Below are 15,115 nucleotides of genomic sequence, written 5' to 3'. Positions count from 1 at the left end.
GGGGGGCGGTCTTCCCCTGCGGGGGTGTTGGGGCTGCCGGGGCCTCCGGGGGGGCGGGGGCCCCTCCCCCCTGCCGCGGGCCCCCCGGCGACCGCAGCCGCCGTTCGATCTCGGCCGCCGCCGCCTCGGCGACGCCGATGACGGTGGAGGAAGAAGAAGGGTCGCTCGGCACCACCTCCACCAGATCAAGCGCAAAGCGCGATCTCAGCCGTGCCGCAAGGTCGAGGCAATTGGCGATCGGATGGTCGACGCGCACCTTGATCAGCCCTTCGGAGACTGCGAGCGACACCAGCCGCTGCGCCGTCTGCCGCGAGATGCCAAGCGTGGCGGCGATCTGGTCCTGGGTGTTGCCTGCGACATAATAGAGCCAGCCGGCACGCGCCGCGTCGTCCAGCCTGTTGCCGCCGCTGTCCTGCCGCGAATTCAAGTTCCTGCCTCCCAACCCCGCCGAGCATAAGAGGCGGAGCGCAGTAGTTTCGCAGGGAATGAACTTGCGCGCAATTGCCTATTGTAAGAGCAATTGCTTAGTAATGAAACTTGGTGTTTGGAGCGAAGTGACAGGTCGACCCAGTCTCGTTGCAACAGCAAGGCTGTCGAGGTCGCACCAATCCCGGTTCTAAAGCGCGTTGCGTTCGATCGGCCTCATGCGACGCGTTTTAGGTTCCTTTTTATGCATGTCGTCATCGCAAAACCGCTGCACACTTTGCGCGACATGCATTAGCGGGGACGCGGCGGTTTATCTCGCGCGCTAAACGCTTTAAGGAATTTTTTGAGAATGGAGCCTTGCATGACGCCGAAAGCGGTTTTCTGGGATATGGACGGCACGCTGGTCGACAGCGAGCCGCTGCACGAGGCGGCGCTGATTGCGGCGCTGCACAGCGTCGGCATCGCGCCGCCGGCCGACCTGCATGAGCGCGTGCTCGGCATCGCCGCATGGCCGGTCTACGAAATGCTGCGCGACGAGTTCGGCCTCGACCTGCCTTTCGACGACTGGATCGTGCGCAAGTACGATCACTATCTGCCGATGGCCGAAACGCTGACACCACGCACCGGCGCGATCGAGATTTTCAATGAGCTGCGCGCGCTTGGCGTGCCGCAAGCGGTGGTGTCCAACTCGGACAGACTAATCGTCGATGCCAATCTGCGCGCCGTAGGCCTCGTATATCCCGGCATGAAGACGGTCAGCCGCAACGACGTGCGTGAAGGCAAGCCGTATGCCGAACCTTTCCTGCGCGCCGCCTGGTTAGCCGACGTCGATCCCGCCAAGGCCGTGGCGGTCGACGACAGCGTGACCGGCGCCACGGCGGGGCTGGCAGCGGGAATGAAGACGATCTTCTGGCCGGAGGTGCCCATGGAAGGACCGCCGGGGGCGATTGTCATCAACAGCGCCGACGAACTGCGGGCTCAGTTGGGGCTTTAATACAGGCCCGGCGGGACCGCGCTCAACTCCGGTAGGCAGGCTCCTGCTCGTCGAGGATCGCCTTCAGTTCGGAAAGGTGGCGCTCGGCCTGGCCGGGATAGTCTTCCTGTTCCCTTGCCGCTTTCTCCGCGATCTCATCCGACAGTACCCGCAGCGGCCGACCGGTCCACAGCGCCTTGATATAGGTTTCGGCGGCGCGCTCGAAATAGAACATGCGGTTGAAGGTGTCGGCGACGCTGTCGCCGATGACCAGCACGCCATGGTTGCCCATCACCATCACCTTGACCTTCGGGTCGACAAGCAACTGGGAGCAGCGCTCGCCCTCTTCCTCGAAGGCCAGCCCGCCATAATGAGCGTCGACGACATGGCGGTTGAAGAAGATCGCCGAGTTCTGGTCGACCGGCGGCAGCGTCGAGTCGGCGAGCGAGGCAAGCACGGTGGCGTGGATCGAGTGGACATGCATGACGCAGCGCGCATGACGCACGTTGCGATGGATGGCACCATGCAGGCCCCACGCCGTCGGGTCGGGCGCATTCGGGCCCATAAGCGTGTCGGGATCATTGGCGTCGATCAAAAGCAGATCGCTCGCCTTGATGCGCGAGAAATGCACCTGGTTGGGGTTCATCAGGAATTGCGAGCCGTCGTCGTTGACCGCCAGCGAGAAATGATTGGCCACCGCTTCGTGCATGTTGAGCCGCGCTGTCCAGCGGAAGGCGCAAGCCATATCGACGCGCTCCTCATAGAACGGCAGGTTGGTCAGCACTTCCTTCTGCAGGCGCGTGATGCTCATCGTAAACCTCCGTGAAAGAAGCAAGGATGCCGCGCGGCTGGAACACGCGCAACCGGTTTCGTTTGGTGCAGGCGAGCGCCGTTATGCCGCCGTGCTGGTGGCCGTGCCGACCCTCAGCCCGCCATGTTCGACGATGAAATCTATCACCTCCTGAAGCCCTTTGCCGCGCGACAGGTCGGTGAAGCCGAACGGCCGTTTGCCGCGCATGCGGGCAGCGTCGCTTTCCATCACGTCGAGACTGACGTTCACATAGGGCGCAAGGTCGCTCTTGTTGATGACCAGGAAATCCGACCGCGTGATTGCCGGTCCGCCCTTGCGCGGAATCTCCTCGCCCTGGCAAACCGAGATGACATAGAGCGTCAGGTCGGCAAGGTCCGGCGAGAAAGTGGCGGCGAGGTTGTCGCCGCCCGATTCGATGAAGACGATGTCGAGATCCGGGAATTTTTTGGTCATCTCGGCGATCGCCTGCAGATTGATCGAGGCGTCCTCGCGAATGGCGGTGTGCGGGCAGCCGCCGGTCTCGACGCCGACGATGCGATCGTCAGGGAGCGCCTGCAGCCGGGCCAGCATCATGGCGTCTTCCTTGGTGTAGATGTCGTTGGTGACGACAGCGATCGAGAACTCGTCACGCAGCGCCTTGCAGAGCTTTTCGGTGAGCGTCGTCTTGCCCGAGCCGACCGGACCGCCGATGCCGACGCGAAGAGGACCGTTGGGTGATATCATGCGGGGAACTCCGTGATCGCAAGAATGGCGAAGCCTGCCCCAATCAAAAGGCAGAGCGGCGAATAGTAGCGGACATCGAGCCGCGCGAAAGGCTGTTCGGGCGCCAGCCGTCGCCACCAGGGCGCAAAGCCGGCAATGCCGCGCGCCAGGAAGACCAGTGCGATGAGCAGCGCTGTGGCGGCGAGCCCGGCCTTGGGAAAGGGCGTGGCAAACACGCCTTCGAGCGCCATCGGCCACAGCGTCGCCAGGCCCAGGCATGCGGCGACGGCGAAGCTGGCGAAGGGCGCCGGCATCTCGTCGACGCCACGGAAGCCGACCACCGCGCGGGCGCAGGAGGCAGCGTCCCTGCCCGGCCAGATGCCGCCAATGCCCCAATAAACATGCAGTGCTGTGATCAACAGCAGGACGAGCGAGAGGGCGAGAGCGAGGACGATCATGAGCGGAACAGCCGCGAATACTGGGCCTCGTGCTTCATCGCCGTGACGTCGGAGATGAAAGCGCAGCCGCCGAGATCATCGAGGGCCGAGCCGGCAGCGCGGTCGGCCGTGGCCAGGGCAAGCGGTTCGAAGGCGGCCAGTAGCGTCATCGCGGCACTCTGGCCAACGATGCCAAGCCGGATCGCAGCTTGGACGAGATTGGAGAAGAAGGCCTGCAGAAAGGCCGCCAGGGCGTCCCGCAGCGCAATGCCGTGATCGCCGGCAACGGCGCCGACGGCAACGCAATAGGCACATTCGGCCGGCAGGCGATCCAGCACCTGGCACGGCCAGGCGATGGCCGCCTTCAGGAAAGCAGCGCCCTGCAGCATGGTCTCGGCATGGCGCTCGCGCGAGCCTGCCAGAGCTTCGGCAAGGGCGACGATTTCATCGAGATCGCCGGTTTTGCGCGCCCTGCGCCAGCTTTCGGCAAACAGCACCGCATCATTCCAGCCCGAACCCATCTCGACCAGCGTTTCCAGCCACGCGGCGAGCTCTTTGCTGTCGGCAACCAGCCCGGCATGCACGGCTTGCTCGAGACCATGGCTGTAGGAAAAGCCGCCGACCGGGAAGGAAGGCGACAGCCACGCCATCAGCCGCAACAAAGCAATATTGGAAGGCTGGGCAACGTTGGAAGGCTGGTCAGTCATGGTCATGGTCGTGCGAATGGCTGTGGGAATGCGATTCGCTATGGCTATGGGAATGCGCTTCGGCATGGCTGTGCGCATGCACCTCGGTATGGGCATGGCCGTGCCCGCCATGCCCGGAATAGGCGCCGCGCACCGGCTTGAACGGTTCGGAAACGTCGCTCACGGTGGCGCCCAATCCCTCCAGCATCGCCTTGATGACATGGTCGCGCAGGATGAGGATGCGCCCAGCTTCGATGGCGGCTGCGAGATGGCGGTTGCCGATGTGCCAGGCAAGCTCTGCCAGATGGACAGGGCCGCCGGCACGGATATCGTAGAGCGGCTCTTCGGCCGCGATGATCTCGATGTGGCGGCCATCCTCCAGCACCAGCCGGTCACCATGGTTCAAGCTCACCGGTTCGGGCAGGTCGACCAGCACCTTGTCGTTACGCACCGTTTCGATGGCGCGGCGGCGCAGATGCCGCTCGTCATGGGCAAGCACCGCACTGTCGTATGGCGTGGTGGTTCCGGCTTCGCCTGCGGCCAGGACGGAGACGGCGCGCGGGAATTTGGTGAAGTCGGTGCGAATATCGAGCTTCATGTAAAAACTGCCTCTCCCAAAAAGCCTAGCCTATCGCGTCCGCCGCCCCAATGGGGCTCAGACGATCGTGTCGAAGAGCCGCAGGATGAACGATATCTGATAGACGAGCGCGCCGGCGACAAAGGCGATGTGAAAGCGGCGGTCGCGCAGCAGGATCGCAATGACGCAAAGCGCGACGAAAACCGGCGTGCGGATCAGATATTCGACGCCAAAATGGGCGAAATGCTCCGGCCCTTTCAGCAGCGTATCGATCACGTCGAGCAGATAGGTCGCCGCCAGCAGGCCGAAGAACCAGGCCCGGCGCGAATAAAAGAAATCCTCATAGCTGGTGTAGTCCAGCATCGAATCCGGAAACAGCAGCGCGCAGAGCAGGAACAGCGTGACGGCGTAGAAGATGATGAACAGGTATTTGCCGAAAGTCCAATTCTCGATCTGGAACAGGCCGAACTCCCACCACCAGAAATGCACCAGCATTAAAAGCACCGACGCAACCCAGGCGAGGTGCACGGGATAGAGCCGGTACTGGCCGGGATGCTGGACGATGCGGGCGAGCCCCGACAGCAGCCGTGTGACGCCAAGGCCGATCACCATGCCCAGGACGATGCGGATATGCGGGAAAATGTCGTGGGCGTAGGGGAGTTGCTGGTCCATAGGCCTGGCGCGGCATGTTCTACATTTGGCGTTCTAGATTGTGATCTGAAAAGTGAAAACCGGTTTCTGCTGCGCTGACCTGCCGTTCGAATGTTGAGTCCGTTGAGACCTTGGCTATTGGTGCGCCGCAAGCAGATCGGATGAAATGGATGGCGTCTGCGCCAGATACTTCGTTGCCTTGCGAAAATAGGCCAACGGCCCGGAATCCAGATACTCGCGCGCGTCCTGTATTCCCTGACCGCGCGCCTGGATGAACAGCGCCAGCGCAAAGGCGCGTTCCGCTGGCGACAGATAGCCTTGTCGCTCGAAGGACCAGCCTTGCGTGCCGGTGGCGGTGTCGCGGTACTGAGTGAAACTCGCCGCAGTGTTGGAATTGAAGATACCAAAGCCGAAGAAGGTGACCGCGAGATCGGTTGCGAACTCCTCCATCTCGGTGCCGCCCGGCGGTTCTTCAGGCACCGAGAACAGCAATGGATGACAAATCTCATGCGCGAACGTCGCAATGAGCTTCATGGGCTTGGGAACGATCGCCGGATTGTAGGTGATTGTCATGGCACCGCCCCGGGACACGGAGAAGGTCCCGGCAGGCTCCCGCGGCGCGTCCTGAAGGACCTGAAGCGGTCCCAAAACCGGGTCGATTGAATCTTGCTGTGGCACGAGATTGAAGCGGGCCGCATCGATGCCAAAATATGCCGCCACCTGCCCGAAATAGTGCGATGCAGCGGCGTGCCCCTGTTCTTCAGAGGGGGTGAAAAATGCTCGTGTTGGCAAGATCAGCGAACGTTTGCGTAGCGCGGCTGCCCCGCCGAAATGCCTGAGCAGCCAACCCCAGCAATCGAGCTGCCACTCCTCGTCGTCGGCGTCCAGCGGGGAGCTTGTGCGCCAGAACACGCATCACCTCAAAACAAAAAGTACCTTTGCGCCATCGGTAGCACGGTTGCTGGCTCGCAGGTCAAGAGTTCGCCGTCGGCGCGGACCTCATAGGTTTCCGGGTCGACCTCGACATGCGGCGTGGCGTCATTAAGCACCATCGAATGCTTGCCGATGCCGCCGCGGGTGTTCTCGACCGCGACCATCTGCTTGTCGATGCCGAGCCTGTCGCGCAGGCCGGTGTCGAGCGCGGCCTTGGAGACGAACGTCACCGACGAATTGGTCATCGCCTTGCCGTAGGCCCCGAACATCGGCCGATAGTGCATCGGCTGCGGCGTCGGGATCGAGGCGTTGGGATCGCCCATCGGGGCGGCGGCGATCATGCCGCCGATCAGCACCATGTCTGGCTTGACGCCGAAGAAGGCCGGGTTCCACAGCACAAGGTCGGCGCGTTTTCCCACCGCCACCGAGCCGATGTCCTTCGACAGGCCATGCGCGATGGCCGGATTGATGGTGTATTTGGCGATGTAGCGGCGGACGCGGAAATTGTCGTTGTTGCCGGTCTCCTGCGGCAGCGAACCGCGCTGGCGCTTCATCTTGTCGGCGGTCTGCCAGCAGCGGATCGCCACTTCGCCGACACGGCCCATGGCCTGGCTGTCCGACGAGATGATCGAGAAGGCGCCGATGTCGTGCAGAATGTCTTCGGCGGCGATGGTTTCCTTGCGGATGCGGCTCTCGGCAAAGGCGATATCTTCGGGGATCGACGGCGACAGATGGTGACAGACCATCAGCATGTCGAGGTGTTCGGCCAGCGTGTTGATCGTGTAGGGGCGTGTCGGGTTGGTCGAGGACGGAATGACGTTAGGCAGGCCGCAGACCTTGATGATATCAGGCGCGTGGCCGCCGCCGGCGCCTTCGGTGTGGAAGGCATGGATGGTGCGGCCCTTGATCGCCGCGACCGTGTTTTCGACGAAGCCGGACTCGTTCAGCGTGTCGGTGTGGATCATTACCTGCACGTCGTAATCGTCGGCAACCGACAGGCAGCAGTCGATTGCGGCCGGCGTCGTGCCCCAGTCCTCGTGCAACTTCAGCGAGCAGGCGCCGGCAAGCACCATCTCCTCGAGCGCGGCGGGCAGCGACGCGTTGCCCTTGCCCGACAGGCCGATATTCATCGGGAAGGCGTCGAAAGACTGGATCATGCGCGCCAGATGCCATGGCCCAGGTGTGCAGGTGGTGGCCAGCGTGCCGTGCGCCGGGCCGGTGCCGCCGCCGAGCATGGTGGTGATGCCCGACATCAGCGCTTCCTCGATCTGCTGCGGGCAGATGAAGTGGATATGCGCGTCGAAGCCGCCGGCGGTCAGGATCTTGCCCTCGCCGGCGATTATCTCGGTGCCGGGACCGATGACGATGGTGACGCCGCCTTGGGTATCCGGATTGCCGGCCTTGCCGATCGCGGCGATACGGCCGTCCCTGAGGCCGATATCTGCCTTGACAATACCGGCGGTGGCATCGACGACCAGCGCATTGGTGATGACGGTGTCGACCGCGCCTTGCGCGCGCGACACCTGGCTCTGGCCCATGCCGTCGCGGATGACCTTGCCGCCACCGAACTTCACCTCCTCGCCGTAAAGAGTGAGATCCCTTTCGACCTCGATGAACAGCTCGGTGTCGGCGAGCCGGACCTTGTCGCCGACGGTCGGGCCGTACATCTGCGCATAGGCGGCGCGGGTGATTTTAGCCATCAGCAATTGCTCCCGAAATACAGCCCGAAAATACCGCTTGTCGAAGCCGGGCTCCACATTGCCGCCATCCTATGGTCACGCAATGACCCGCTGAGCGACACTTTCCGATCCCATTTAGCGTTTGAGGTGGCCGGGCCACCCCAAAACGACCATTTGCCAATCGATGGAAAGGAACATCCATGCGCAAAACGACCCTTCTGGCAGCCGCCGCCACGCTGGTGCTCGCAACCGCCGCCAGCGCCCAGCAACAGCCTGCGCAGCAGCCCAGTCCGGCGCCGGCTGCACCTGCTCCTGCCGCGCCCGGGGCGCAGCCGCAGGCGCCCACCATCCAGGCGATCAACGTCGTCGATATCAAGGATCTGCCCGCGGACACTCAAGCCAAGGTCAACGAGGTGATCGCCAAGCGCAGCGATGCCGACCTGCAGAAACTGCGCGGCTCGATCGACGCGACACCGCAGGTCAAATCCGCGCTCGAAGCCAAGGGGCTCGCCTCGGCGCAGGTGATCGCCGCCAGCATGAGCACCAATGGCGCGCTGACGCTGATCACCAAGAAAGCGAGCTGACGAGACGAGGCGGCGGGCCGGCGCCCGGCCAGCCCGCCGCATCGCAAAGGGAACCTTCACGGGGGACGTTGCGTTTCGGTCCTGTCGCCCTGACACGAGCCTCGAAAAGGACCCTGAGAACGAGCGATGGCGATCACCACCTTCTCCGACACCAGATGGCTGCATGGGATTGCCGCGACCGCGTTTCTGGCAGCCAGCATTCCGCACGCCGCGCTGAACGCGCAGAGCCTCGACAGCGCCGAGACCGTCAACCGGATCGTCGGCTCGGAGGTCGGCCAGGAAGAGACCCAGACAAATGCGGAAGCCGGCAAGGTCAGTTCGGCGATCGACCGCACGCGTGAAAACATCGCCGCCGTGCGCAAGACATCCAAGCTCGACAAGGTCGATATCGTGTTTCTTACCGATGCCGCGCGCACCGAAGGCGGCCCGCCGCCGGCGATCGAAAACAAGGTCAGGCAACATCGGGACGACATCGCCGAGCTGCGCAAGGAGATCGAGGCGAACGCATTGCTGTTCAACGCCATCGATTCGCGGCGAGTGCAAACCGAGGACGTTCTGGCGGTGGAATTCGACGATCCGGGAAAGGTCGTCATCTATGCGGCGGCCAAGCCGCCCGGCTGAGCCGAAACTGCTCGACGCCTTCGATCTCACAGCGCGCCCATGATCTTCTGCTGAAATCCGTAGACCTCGCGCTTGCCGCCGAACGGCACCAGGGTAACGTCGCGCTCTTGGCCGGGCTCGAAGCGCATGGCGGTGCCGGCAGCGATGTCGAGGCGCATGCCGCGGGCCTTGTCGCGATCGAATCTCAGTCCCTCATTGGTCTCGAAGAAATGATAATGGCTGCCTACCTGGATCGGCCGGTCGCCGCCGTTGGCTACCTTCAAGGTGACCGTCGCCAGACCCTTGTTCAGTTCGATCTCGCCGCTTGCCGTGATGATTTCGCCGGGGATCATCGCGGCCTCACACGACGCCGAAAGCGAGGCCGGCGCCAATCACGGCACAAGCGGCGCCAGCGGCGCGGGCAAGCCTGCGGAAGCGCCAGCCGAGGCCGAGACCGGCCGCGATGCCGACGGCGTGGAGCAGTGCCGTGGCAACGGCAAAGCCCGCCATATAGCCGAGTCCGCCGACATTCTCAGGCACCTCGGTGCCATGGGCATAGCCGTGGAACAGCGCGAACAGGCCGGTGACGGCGACGCCGGCCGAGACAGGAAGATCGACGGCGAGCGCAACCAGCAGCCCGAGTGCCACGACGGACGCCAGTATCGCCGGCTCGACGAAAGGCATCGGCACATGCAGCATGCCGAGCACGCCGCCGGCCAGCATGACGCTTACGAAGGCCAGCGGCCATGCCCAGATCGCTTTGTCGCCCCTGAGCGCGGCCCATAGGCCGACGGCAATCATCACCGTCATGTGATCGAGGCCGGAGAGCGGGTGGGAGAAGCCGGCGGTGAAGGACCAAACCGTGCCGGCGCCGACATGGGCATAGGCTGGCATTGCTGCCGCCAGCAGCAGGACCGCCGACAGCGTTGAGCGTTTCATCGTGGCGGGGATCATCGGCGTAGCTTCCATCTTCGAGTACCTCTCACGCCGCCTTGCGGGCCGGAGCGCAGCCCTCTGCCTTGAGGACGCGCCTGGTGGAGGCCGGATATTTCGTCAGCAGCGCTGCCGGACGGATCGGGCGGGCCGAGAAGTTGCCGCCGCAATTCGGACAGGCGCCGCCGAGCACGTTTTGTGCGCAGTCGGCGCAAAAGGTGCATTCGAAGGTGCAGATCACCGCATCCGTCGCATCGGGCGGCAGATCCTTGTCGCAGCACTCGCAGTTGGGACGCAGCTCAAGCATTTTCCTCTCCTTGGCGGTGTTATCTGATCGGCTCGTGCACGGTCACCAGCTTGGTGCCGTCTGGAAACGTCGCCTCGACCTGCACATCGTGGATCATTTCCGCAATGCCTTCCATCACCTGGGCCCGGGTGACGACATGGGCGCCGGCCTCCATCAGCTCGGCGACCGCGCGGCCGTCGCGGGCACCCTCGACGACGAAATCGGTGATCAGCGCGATCGCTTCCGGATGATTGAGCTTGACGCCGCGTTCGAGCCGCTTGCGGGCCACGATCGCCGCCATGGCGATCAGCAGCTTGTCTTTCTCCCTCGGCGTCAGATTCATGCTTTTTCCTGCGGTGGCACAATCGAAATCAGAGTGACCATAATTTGGGCAGGCCCGCCCGTCCGTTGAGCAATTCGACAAGCGGCACCAGCCGCTTGCGGAGCTGGTAGCCGTCCTCAGCGAAGAGCCTCGCAAGAAGCTTGCCAGATTTCCGCACGCTCCAGAAACTGACGCCGCCCTGGCCGCCAACTATGCCCCGGGCCGGCTCGAGCAAAGCCTCTGCCCGTGGCGACACCATCAGCAGCGTCGCCACGGCGACGGCACCGCCGGCCGCTGCGGGACGGTTCAAGGTGGCCGCAATGTCCGGCCCGATGCGGAACTCCTCTGCATGGACCAGCGCCCCGTCCTGGCGGACGCGCCAGCGGTCGTGGAAATGGCCTTGCGAAGCCCGTTCACCCATGGCCAGGCGGCCGAAGACGGTAGCCTCCAGGATCAGCGCCTCGGCTCCGGTGGCAAGCTCCACGTCAAGGCTGCGGGCAAAGGCCGAGCGGTCGAAGACGATGGTTTCCTGTGGCAGCCAGGCAATGTGGCCGTTTTCCCCGACAGTCAGTTGCACCCGCACTTCGGCGCGATCGGATGCGGCGCGATAGATTTTCTCGCAGGCCTGCGTTGTCATGGTTGCGGAGGCGCCGGCACCGACATCGACCTCCCAGGCGAGACGGTCGCCACCGGTCAGCCCACCGGCGGTGTTGATCAGGACGGCTTCGAGCGGATCGGCCGAGACCGCCGGCATGCGGATCTTGGCCGAACCGTCCTGGTACAGACGCCGAAGACGCGTGCGGCCTCCGTTCCAGTCGCAGCCAAGCCGCGCGACGCCGGCAACACGCTGGGCCGGCGGCACTGAAGTCAAGCTATATGCGATCGTATCCACGACACCAACGTTAAGCACTGCGGCGGCTTTGTCGATATATAGCTTGTTGCTTGACAGCGTTTCGGTTTCTATAGAGGGAGCCACCTTGGTACGGTCACCGGCGCCTGGCGGGGGTAAAAGGCGACGATGACGACGTAATCGAGGACAAAAGGGGCGCTGATCAGTTGGCGTCGGGAAACGACAGAGTTGGGGAAGAAACCGAATGGCTGACCAGCTGGCAAACGATATCATCGCCAAGATCAAGGCTCATGCCGAGCCGGGCGGCGAGGAAATCACCACCAGTACCGAACTGACCGCCCTTGGCATCCATTCGCTGGAACTGACGGAGATCATCTTCGATCTCGAGGAAGAGTATGGCATCGAAATCGAGATGAACACTGTCGATGCCTGGAGCAATCTGAAGAATGTCGGCGACATGGTCGAGGCGGTTCGCGCGCTGATCGCGAAAAAAGCCTGACTGAATGCACAAGCGCGTCGTCATCACGGGCATCGGCGGATTATGCGGGCTCGGCACCAACGCACCGGCAATCTGGAATGAAATGCGCGCCGGCCGTTCGGCAATCGGCGCGATCGACAATCCGCTGCTGCATGATCTGAAGGTCAAGGTCGGCTGCGAAATCAAGGCGCTTCCCGAGCACGGCATCGACCGCAAGCAGGTCGTGTCGATGGACCGCTTCAGCCTTCTGGCGACGATCGCCGCGCGGGAGGCGGCACAGCAGGCGGGATTGAACCCGCACGCGGCCAACACCTACCGGATGGGCACCATCGTCGGCGTCGGCGTCTGCGGCTGGGAGGCAATCGAAGAGAACTATCGCGCCATCCTGCTCGAAGGCAAGAACCGCGCCGGCATCTTCACCGTCCCGAAAGTAATGCCGGGCGCTGCAGCCGGCCATGTCAGCATGAATCTTGGTCTGCGCGGGCCGGTGTTCGGCATCACCTCTGCCTGCTCGTCATCCAACCACGCCATTGCCTCGGCGGTCGATCAGATCAGGCTCGGCCGGGCCGACGTCATGGTCGCCGGCGGCACCGATGCGCCGCTGGTCTGGGGCATCCTCAAGGGCTGGGAGGCCCTGCGGGTACTGTCGCCGGACACCTGCCGGCCGTTTTCGGCCGACCGCCAGGGGCTCGTGCTCGGCGAAGGCGCCGGCATGGTGGTGCTGGAAACATATGAGCATGCCATGGCGCGCGGCGCCGCCATCCTTGCCGAAATCGCCGGCGTCGGCCTTTCCGCCGACGCCTCCGATATCGTCGCGCCAACCATCGAAGGGCCTGAGGCGGCGATGCGCTTCTGCCTCGTCGATGCCGGGCTCAATCCCGAGGACGTCGACTATCTCAACGCGCATGGCACCGGCACCAAGGCCAACGATCAGATCGAGACGGCGGCGATCAAACGCGTGTTCGGCGGCCATGCCTACAAGCTTTCGGTGTCCTCGACCAAATCGATGCACGCCCACTGCCTCGGCGCCTCCGGCGCGCTGGAAATGATCGCCTGCGTGATGGCGATCCGCGAAGGCATCGTGCCGCCGACCGCCAATTATCGGGAAGCCGACGCCGACTGCGATCTCGACATCACGCCGAACGTGGCGCGCGAACGCACCGTGCGCACCGCGATCAGCAACAGCTTCGCCTTCGGCGGCACCAATGCGGTGCTGGCGGTCAAGGCCGTGTGACCGCACCCCTTGCGGGTCCTTCACGGGGGCCGGCGAAACTTTCCATGCGCATATTGATCGCGCCAAGCGTCGCGCCTAACTCTCTGCGACCCGCCATGACCGTGCCGCTCGGCGCGGTCCCTACCAGGAGTTTCGATGGCCGATCTGTCCGCGTTTCCGATTGCCAGGCGCTGGCCGGCGAGCCACCCCGACCGCATCCAGCTTTATTCGTTTCCGACGCCGAACGGGGTGAAGATATCGATCGCGCTGGAGGAACTTGGCCTGCCTTACGAGCCGCATGCCGTCGATATCGGCAAGAACGAGAGCTGGACCCCGGAATTCCTGTCTTTGAACCCGAACGGCAAGATACCGGCGACGATCGATCCGGACGGCCCGGGCGGCAAGCCGATCGGCTTGTTCGAATCCGGTGCCATCCTGCTTTACCTCAGCGACAAGACCGGCCAGCTGGTCCCGGCAGACGCGACGCTGCGTTATGAGACGATCCAGTGGGTGTTCTTCCAGATGGCTTCGATCGGGCCGATGTTCGGCCAAGTCGGATTCTTCCACAAATTCGCTGGGCGCGAAATCGCCGACAAGCGCCCGCTGGAACGTTATCGCGACGAGTCGCGACGGCTGATCGGCGTCCTCGAAACGAGGCTCAAGGGCCGCAGCTGGATCATGGGCGACGATTACACCATCGCCGATATTTCGATGCTTGGGTGGGTGCGCAATCTGATCGGCTTCTACGAGGCGCGGGAACTCGTCGGTTTCGACGATTTCCCCAGCGTGGGCGCATGGCTGGAGCGTGGCCTCGCCCGACCGGCGGTGCAGAGGGGCCTCACCATTCCGGCCAGAAGCTGATCTTACGTCGATTCCGCTCGGCTATTTTGCCTTGGTCCGGGGCTTTGAGCCGCCCTTGCCGACTACGGAAGCAGCAAGCGACGCCGCACCTTTGGCGGTGGCAAGCACGGCACCGGCGGCGACATTGGCCGTTGCTTTAACAGTGCGCATTGCGCTGCCTGCGATCGATCCTCTGCTGCTTGCCGATCTTTTGGGCTTGGGTGCAGCGGCTTTGGCCGCGGCAGGCATCACCTTTTTCGGCGCCGCCTTGCCAAAGCTGGGCTTTGCCGCATCCTTGGAGCGGGCCGCTGCTGCCGGGCCGGCGCTGGTTTTCACTCGAGTGGCTTTTGATCGTGTTGCCCTGCCCTTGGCGGGCGCAGGCTTTCTTGCCATGGTTTCCATCGAACCGTTCCCTCATGCGGCACAATTGCCGTGTCCGGGATAACGGCCTGAAAGTGTTAAGGTTCCGGCCCAATAGTCCTTACAGATCAGGCCTGTTCACCGACCACCAGGTCAGCGGGCCGCCGACGCGCAAGCACGCGATCAATGTTCGGCATGTCGTTGGAAGCAATCCAGGCGCGCGCGTCCTCGTCGGAGCGGCCGTGCTCGTGCCATCGCTCCAGCAGTCGGCGCTCGAGCTCGGCGCGCGGCACATCGACGAAGATCGAGAAGTCGAACAGCGGCGCCAGCCGCGTCCAGGGTTCCTCGTCGAGCAGGAGATAATTGCCTTCGACCAGAATGAATTTGGTGTCGGCGGCGACAATTGCAGCGGCGGCGCGCGACAGCTCCATGCTGCGGTCGAAGACCGGGATGGCGATATCCGGCTCGCCGGCGCGGATGCGCTTCAGCAGCGCTTCGAAGCCGGCAAAATCAAAGGTTTCCGGAGCACCTTTTCGCGCGCGAAGGCCGCGTCGATCGAGCACGACGTCATCGTAATGGAAGCCATCCATCGGCACGACTTCCGCCGTGCCTTCCGGCAGCAGGTCGTGCAAGCCTGCCGACAATGTCGACTTGCCGGCGCCGGGCGGACCGGCAATGGCAACGATGAAGCGCGGCGCCTTGCCGGCGCGCTTGAAAATGGCAGCAGCGATATGGGCGATTTCTGACATTGGCCCCTTACGGTGGTTCTGGCGC

The 15,115-nt window shown here is 63.7% G+C and carries 22 protein-coding genes; 7 read left to right on the top strand and 15 right to left on the bottom strand.

All coding sequences use genetic code 11. The features are described from left to right. On the bottom strand, window positions 1-427 hold a 427-nt coding region (locus tag NKH28_RS16440), incomplete at its 3' end, for a helix-turn-helix domain-containing protein (RefSeq protein ID WP_352979669.1). 360 nt (window positions 428-787) lie between these two features. Here NKH28_RS16440 and NKH28_RS16435 point away from each other — a divergent pair. Continuing rightward, window positions 788-1,420, top strand: coding sequence for an HAD family hydrolase (locus tag NKH28_RS16435; RefSeq protein WP_352979667.1), 633 nt, complete (start codon window positions 788-790; stop codon window positions 1,418-1,420). 22 nt (window positions 1,421-1,442) lie between these two features. Here NKH28_RS16435 and NKH28_RS16430 read toward each other — a convergent pair whose 3' ends face one another. The 8 genes from NKH28_RS16430 to ureC form a co-directional block, all read right to left on the bottom strand. After that, window positions 1,443-2,210 (bottom strand): class II aldolase and adducin N-terminal domain-containing protein, encoded by a 768-nt coding sequence (locus NKH28_RS16430; RefSeq protein WP_352979665.1) that lies wholly within the window; start codon window positions 2,208-2,210, stop codon window positions 1,443-1,445. Between the two features lie 81 nt (window positions 2,211-2,291). Further along, on the bottom strand, window positions 2,292-2,933 hold the full coding sequence (gene ureG / locus NKH28_RS16425; RefSeq protein WP_352979663.1) for an urease accessory protein UreG: 642 nt from the start codon (window positions 2,931-2,933) through the stop codon (window positions 2,292-2,294). Beyond that, window positions 2,930-3,370, bottom strand: a complete 441-nt coding sequence (locus NKH28_RS16420) for a DUF3995 domain-containing protein (RefSeq protein ID WP_352979661.1) — start codon at window positions 3,368-3,370, stop codon at window positions 2,930-2,932. Before NKH28_RS16420 ends, ureG begins: the two co-directional genes overlap by 4 nt. Then, window positions 3,367-4,062 carry an urease accessory protein UreF gene (locus NKH28_RS16415; protein ID WP_352979659.1) on the bottom strand — a complete coding sequence of 232 codons (696 nt, stop codon included), beginning with the start codon at window positions 4,060-4,062 and terminating at the stop codon, window positions 3,367-3,369. Before NKH28_RS16415 ends, NKH28_RS16420 begins: the two co-directional genes overlap by 4 nt. Then, complete coding sequence (locus NKH28_RS16410) at window positions 4,049-4,633, bottom strand: urease accessory protein UreE (protein ID WP_352979657.1); 585 nt, start codon at window positions 4,631-4,633, stop codon at window positions 4,049-4,051. The genes NKH28_RS16415 and NKH28_RS16410 overlap by 14 nt, the downstream gene beginning before the upstream one ends. 57 nt (window positions 4,634-4,690) lie before the next feature. After that, on the bottom strand, window positions 4,691-5,284 hold the full coding sequence (locus NKH28_RS16405) for a hypothetical protein (protein ID WP_352474742.1): 594 nt from the start codon (window positions 5,282-5,284) through the stop codon (window positions 4,691-4,693). Between the two features lie 114 nt (window positions 5,285-5,398). Next, window positions 5,399-6,175, bottom strand: a complete 777-nt coding sequence (locus tag NKH28_RS16400; protein ID WP_352979655.1) for a hypothetical protein — start codon at window positions 6,173-6,175, stop codon at window positions 5,399-5,401. 8 nt (window positions 6,176-6,183) lie between these two features. Next, window positions 6,184-7,896, bottom strand: coding sequence for an urease subunit alpha (ureC, locus tag NKH28_RS16395; RefSeq protein ID WP_502906630.1), 1,713 nt, complete (start codon window positions 7,894-7,896; stop codon window positions 6,184-6,186). Between the two features lie 179 nt (window positions 7,897-8,075). On the opposite strand from ureC, the gene NKH28_RS16390 reads away from it, so the two are divergent. Then, window positions 8,076-8,459, top strand: coding sequence for a hypothetical protein (locus tag NKH28_RS16390; RefSeq protein WP_352979653.1), 384 nt, complete (start codon window positions 8,076-8,078; stop codon window positions 8,457-8,459). Window positions 8,460-8,585: 126 nt separating this feature from the next. Further along, window positions 8,586-9,080: a hypothetical protein gene (locus NKH28_RS16385; protein ID WP_023677007.1), complete on the top strand. Its 495-nt coding sequence runs from the start codon at window positions 8,586-8,588 to the stop codon at window positions 9,078-9,080. A 26-nt stretch (window positions 9,081-9,106) separates the two neighbouring features. On the opposite strand, the gene NKH28_RS16380 is transcribed toward NKH28_RS16385, so the two are convergent. From NKH28_RS16380 to NKH28_RS16360, 5 genes are read right to left on the bottom strand one after another with little or no spacing between them, the layout of a single operon-like run. Next, complete coding sequence (locus tag NKH28_RS16380; RefSeq protein ID WP_352449489.1) at window positions 9,107-9,412, bottom strand: urease subunit beta; 306 nt, start codon at window positions 9,410-9,412, stop codon at window positions 9,107-9,109. Window positions 9,413-9,419: 7 nt separating this feature from the next. Next, window positions 9,420-10,013: a HupE/UreJ family protein gene (locus NKH28_RS16375; protein ID WP_352449490.1), complete on the bottom strand. Its 594-nt coding sequence runs from the start codon at window positions 10,011-10,013 to the stop codon at window positions 9,420-9,422. 28 nt (window positions 10,014-10,041) lie between these two features. After that, window positions 10,042-10,299 carry a DUF1272 domain-containing protein gene (locus NKH28_RS16370; protein WP_352449491.1) on the bottom strand — a complete coding sequence of 86 codons (258 nt, stop codon included), beginning with the start codon at window positions 10,297-10,299 and terminating at the stop codon, window positions 10,042-10,044. Window positions 10,300-10,318: 19 nt separating this feature from the next. Further along, the gene (locus tag NKH28_RS16365; protein ID WP_023677011.1) at window positions 10,319-10,621 is read right to left on the bottom strand and encodes an urease subunit gamma; all 303 of its coding nucleotides are present in this window, start codon (window positions 10,619-10,621) and stop codon (window positions 10,319-10,321) included. A gap of 28 nt (window positions 10,622-10,649) precedes the next feature. Next, window positions 10,650-11,492 (bottom strand): urease accessory protein UreD, encoded by an 843-nt coding sequence (locus NKH28_RS16360; protein ID WP_352979650.1) that lies wholly within the window; start codon window positions 11,490-11,492, stop codon window positions 10,650-10,652. A gap of 202 nt (window positions 11,493-11,694) precedes the next feature. Here NKH28_RS16360 and NKH28_RS16355 point away from each other — a divergent pair, with 202 nt between their 5' ends. The 4 genes from NKH28_RS16355 to NKH28_RS16340 all read left to right on the top strand — a co-directional run bounded on the left by NKH28_RS16355 (window position 11,695) and on the right by NKH28_RS16340 (window position 14,426). Then, on the top strand, window positions 11,695-11,949 hold the full coding sequence (locus NKH28_RS16355; protein WP_023677013.1) for an acyl carrier protein: 255 nt from the start codon (window positions 11,695-11,697) through the stop codon (window positions 11,947-11,949). 4 nt (window positions 11,950-11,953) lie between these two features. Continuing rightward, a complete protein-coding gene (locus NKH28_RS16350; RefSeq protein ID WP_352588683.1) occupies window positions 11,954-13,162 on the top strand; it encodes a beta-ketoacyl-[acyl-carrier-protein] synthase family protein in 1,209 nt (402 codons plus the stop codon). 135 nt (window positions 13,163-13,297) lie between these two features. Next, window positions 13,298-14,002 (top strand): glutathione S-transferase family protein, encoded by a 705-nt coding sequence (locus NKH28_RS16345; protein ID WP_352979648.1) that lies wholly within the window; start codon window positions 13,298-13,300, stop codon window positions 14,000-14,002. A gap of 91 nt (window positions 14,003-14,093) precedes the next feature. After that, on the top strand, window positions 14,094-14,426 hold the full coding sequence (locus NKH28_RS16340; RefSeq protein ID WP_352979646.1) for a hypothetical protein: 333 nt from the start codon (window positions 14,094-14,096) through the stop codon (window positions 14,424-14,426). A 43-nt stretch (window positions 14,427-14,469) separates the two neighbouring features. Here the strand turns inward: NKH28_RS16340 and NKH28_RS16335 are convergent, their stop codons facing one another. After that, window positions 14,470-15,090, bottom strand: coding sequence for a nucleoside triphosphate hydrolase (locus NKH28_RS16335; RefSeq protein WP_352979674.1), 621 nt, complete (start codon window positions 15,088-15,090; stop codon window positions 14,470-14,472). Between the last annotated feature and the right edge of the window lie 25 nt (window positions 15,091-15,115).

Origin of the sequence: Mesorhizobium sp. M1227, from assembly GCF_040318315.1 — a bacterium.
GTDB lineage: Bacteria > Pseudomonadota > Alphaproteobacteria > Rhizobiales > Rhizobiaceae > Mesorhizobium.
The sequence above is the reverse complement of the archived record's forward strand: the minus strand, read 5'-3'. Positions and strand labels throughout refer to the sequence as shown.

Bases quoted from the DNA above. Each gene is read 5' to 3' on its own strand.
- ureG (WP_352979663.1), bottom strand. From the start codon at position 2,933: ATGATATCACCCAACGGTCCTCTTCGCGTCGGCATCGGCGGTCCGGTC.
- NKH28_RS16430 (WP_352979665.1), bottom strand. From the start codon at position 2,210: ATGAGCATCACGCGCCTGCAGAAGGAAGTGCTGACCAACCTGCCGTTC.
- NKH28_RS16435 (WP_352979667.1), top strand. From the start codon at position 788: ATGACGCCGAAAGCGGTTTTCTGGGATATGGACGGCACGCTGGTCGAC.
- NKH28_RS16335 (WP_352979674.1), bottom strand. From the start codon at position 15,090: ATGTCAGAAATCGCCCATATCGCTGCTGCCATTTTCAAGCGCGCCGGC.
- NKH28_RS16385 (WP_023677007.1), top strand. From the start codon at position 8,586: ATGGCGATCACCACCTTCTCCGACACCAGATGGCTGCATGGGATTGCC.
- NKH28_RS16350 (WP_352588683.1), top strand. From the start codon at position 11,954: ATGCACAAGCGCGTCGTCATCACGGGCATCGGCGGATTATGCGGGCTC.
- ureC (WP_502906630.1), bottom strand. From the start codon at position 7,896: ATGGCTAAAATCACCCGCGCCGCCTATGCGCAGATGTACGGCCCGACC.
- NKH28_RS16345 (WP_352979648.1), top strand. From the start codon at position 13,298: ATGGCCGATCTGTCCGCGTTTCCGATTGCCAGGCGCTGGCCGGCGAGC.
- NKH28_RS16355 (WP_023677013.1), top strand. From the start codon at position 11,695: ATGGCTGACCAGCTGGCAAACGATATCATCGCCAAGATCAAGGCTCAT.
- NKH28_RS16410 (WP_352979657.1), bottom strand. From the start codon at position 4,633: ATGAAGCTCGATATTCGCACCGACTTCACCAAATTCCCGCGCGCCGTC.
- NKH28_RS16405 (WP_352474742.1), bottom strand. From the start codon at position 5,284: ATGGACCAGCAACTCCCCTACGCCCACGACATTTTCCCGCATATCCGC.
- NKH28_RS16415 (WP_352979659.1), bottom strand. From the start codon at position 4,062: ATGACCATGACTGACCAGCCTTCCAACGTTGCCCAGCCTTCCAATATT.
- NKH28_RS16365 (WP_023677011.1), bottom strand. From the start codon at position 10,621: ATGAATCTGACGCCGAGGGAGAAAGACAAGCTGCTGATCGCCATGGCG.
- NKH28_RS16370 (WP_352449491.1), bottom strand. From the start codon at position 10,299: ATGCTTGAGCTGCGTCCCAACTGCGAGTGCTGCGACAAGGATCTGCCG.
- NKH28_RS16375 (WP_352449490.1), bottom strand. From the start codon at position 10,013: ATGATCCCCGCCACGATGAAACGCTCAACGCTGTCGGCGGTCCTGCTG.
- NKH28_RS16380 (WP_352449489.1), bottom strand. From the start codon at position 9,412: ATGATCCCCGGCGAAATCATCACGGCAAGCGGCGAGATCGAACTGAAC.
- NKH28_RS16420 (WP_352979661.1), bottom strand. From the start codon at position 3,370: ATGATCGTCCTCGCTCTCGCCCTCTCGCTCGTCCTGCTGTTGATCACA.
- NKH28_RS16390 (WP_352979653.1), top strand. From the start codon at position 8,076: ATGCGCAAAACGACCCTTCTGGCAGCCGCCGCCACGCTGGTGCTCGCA.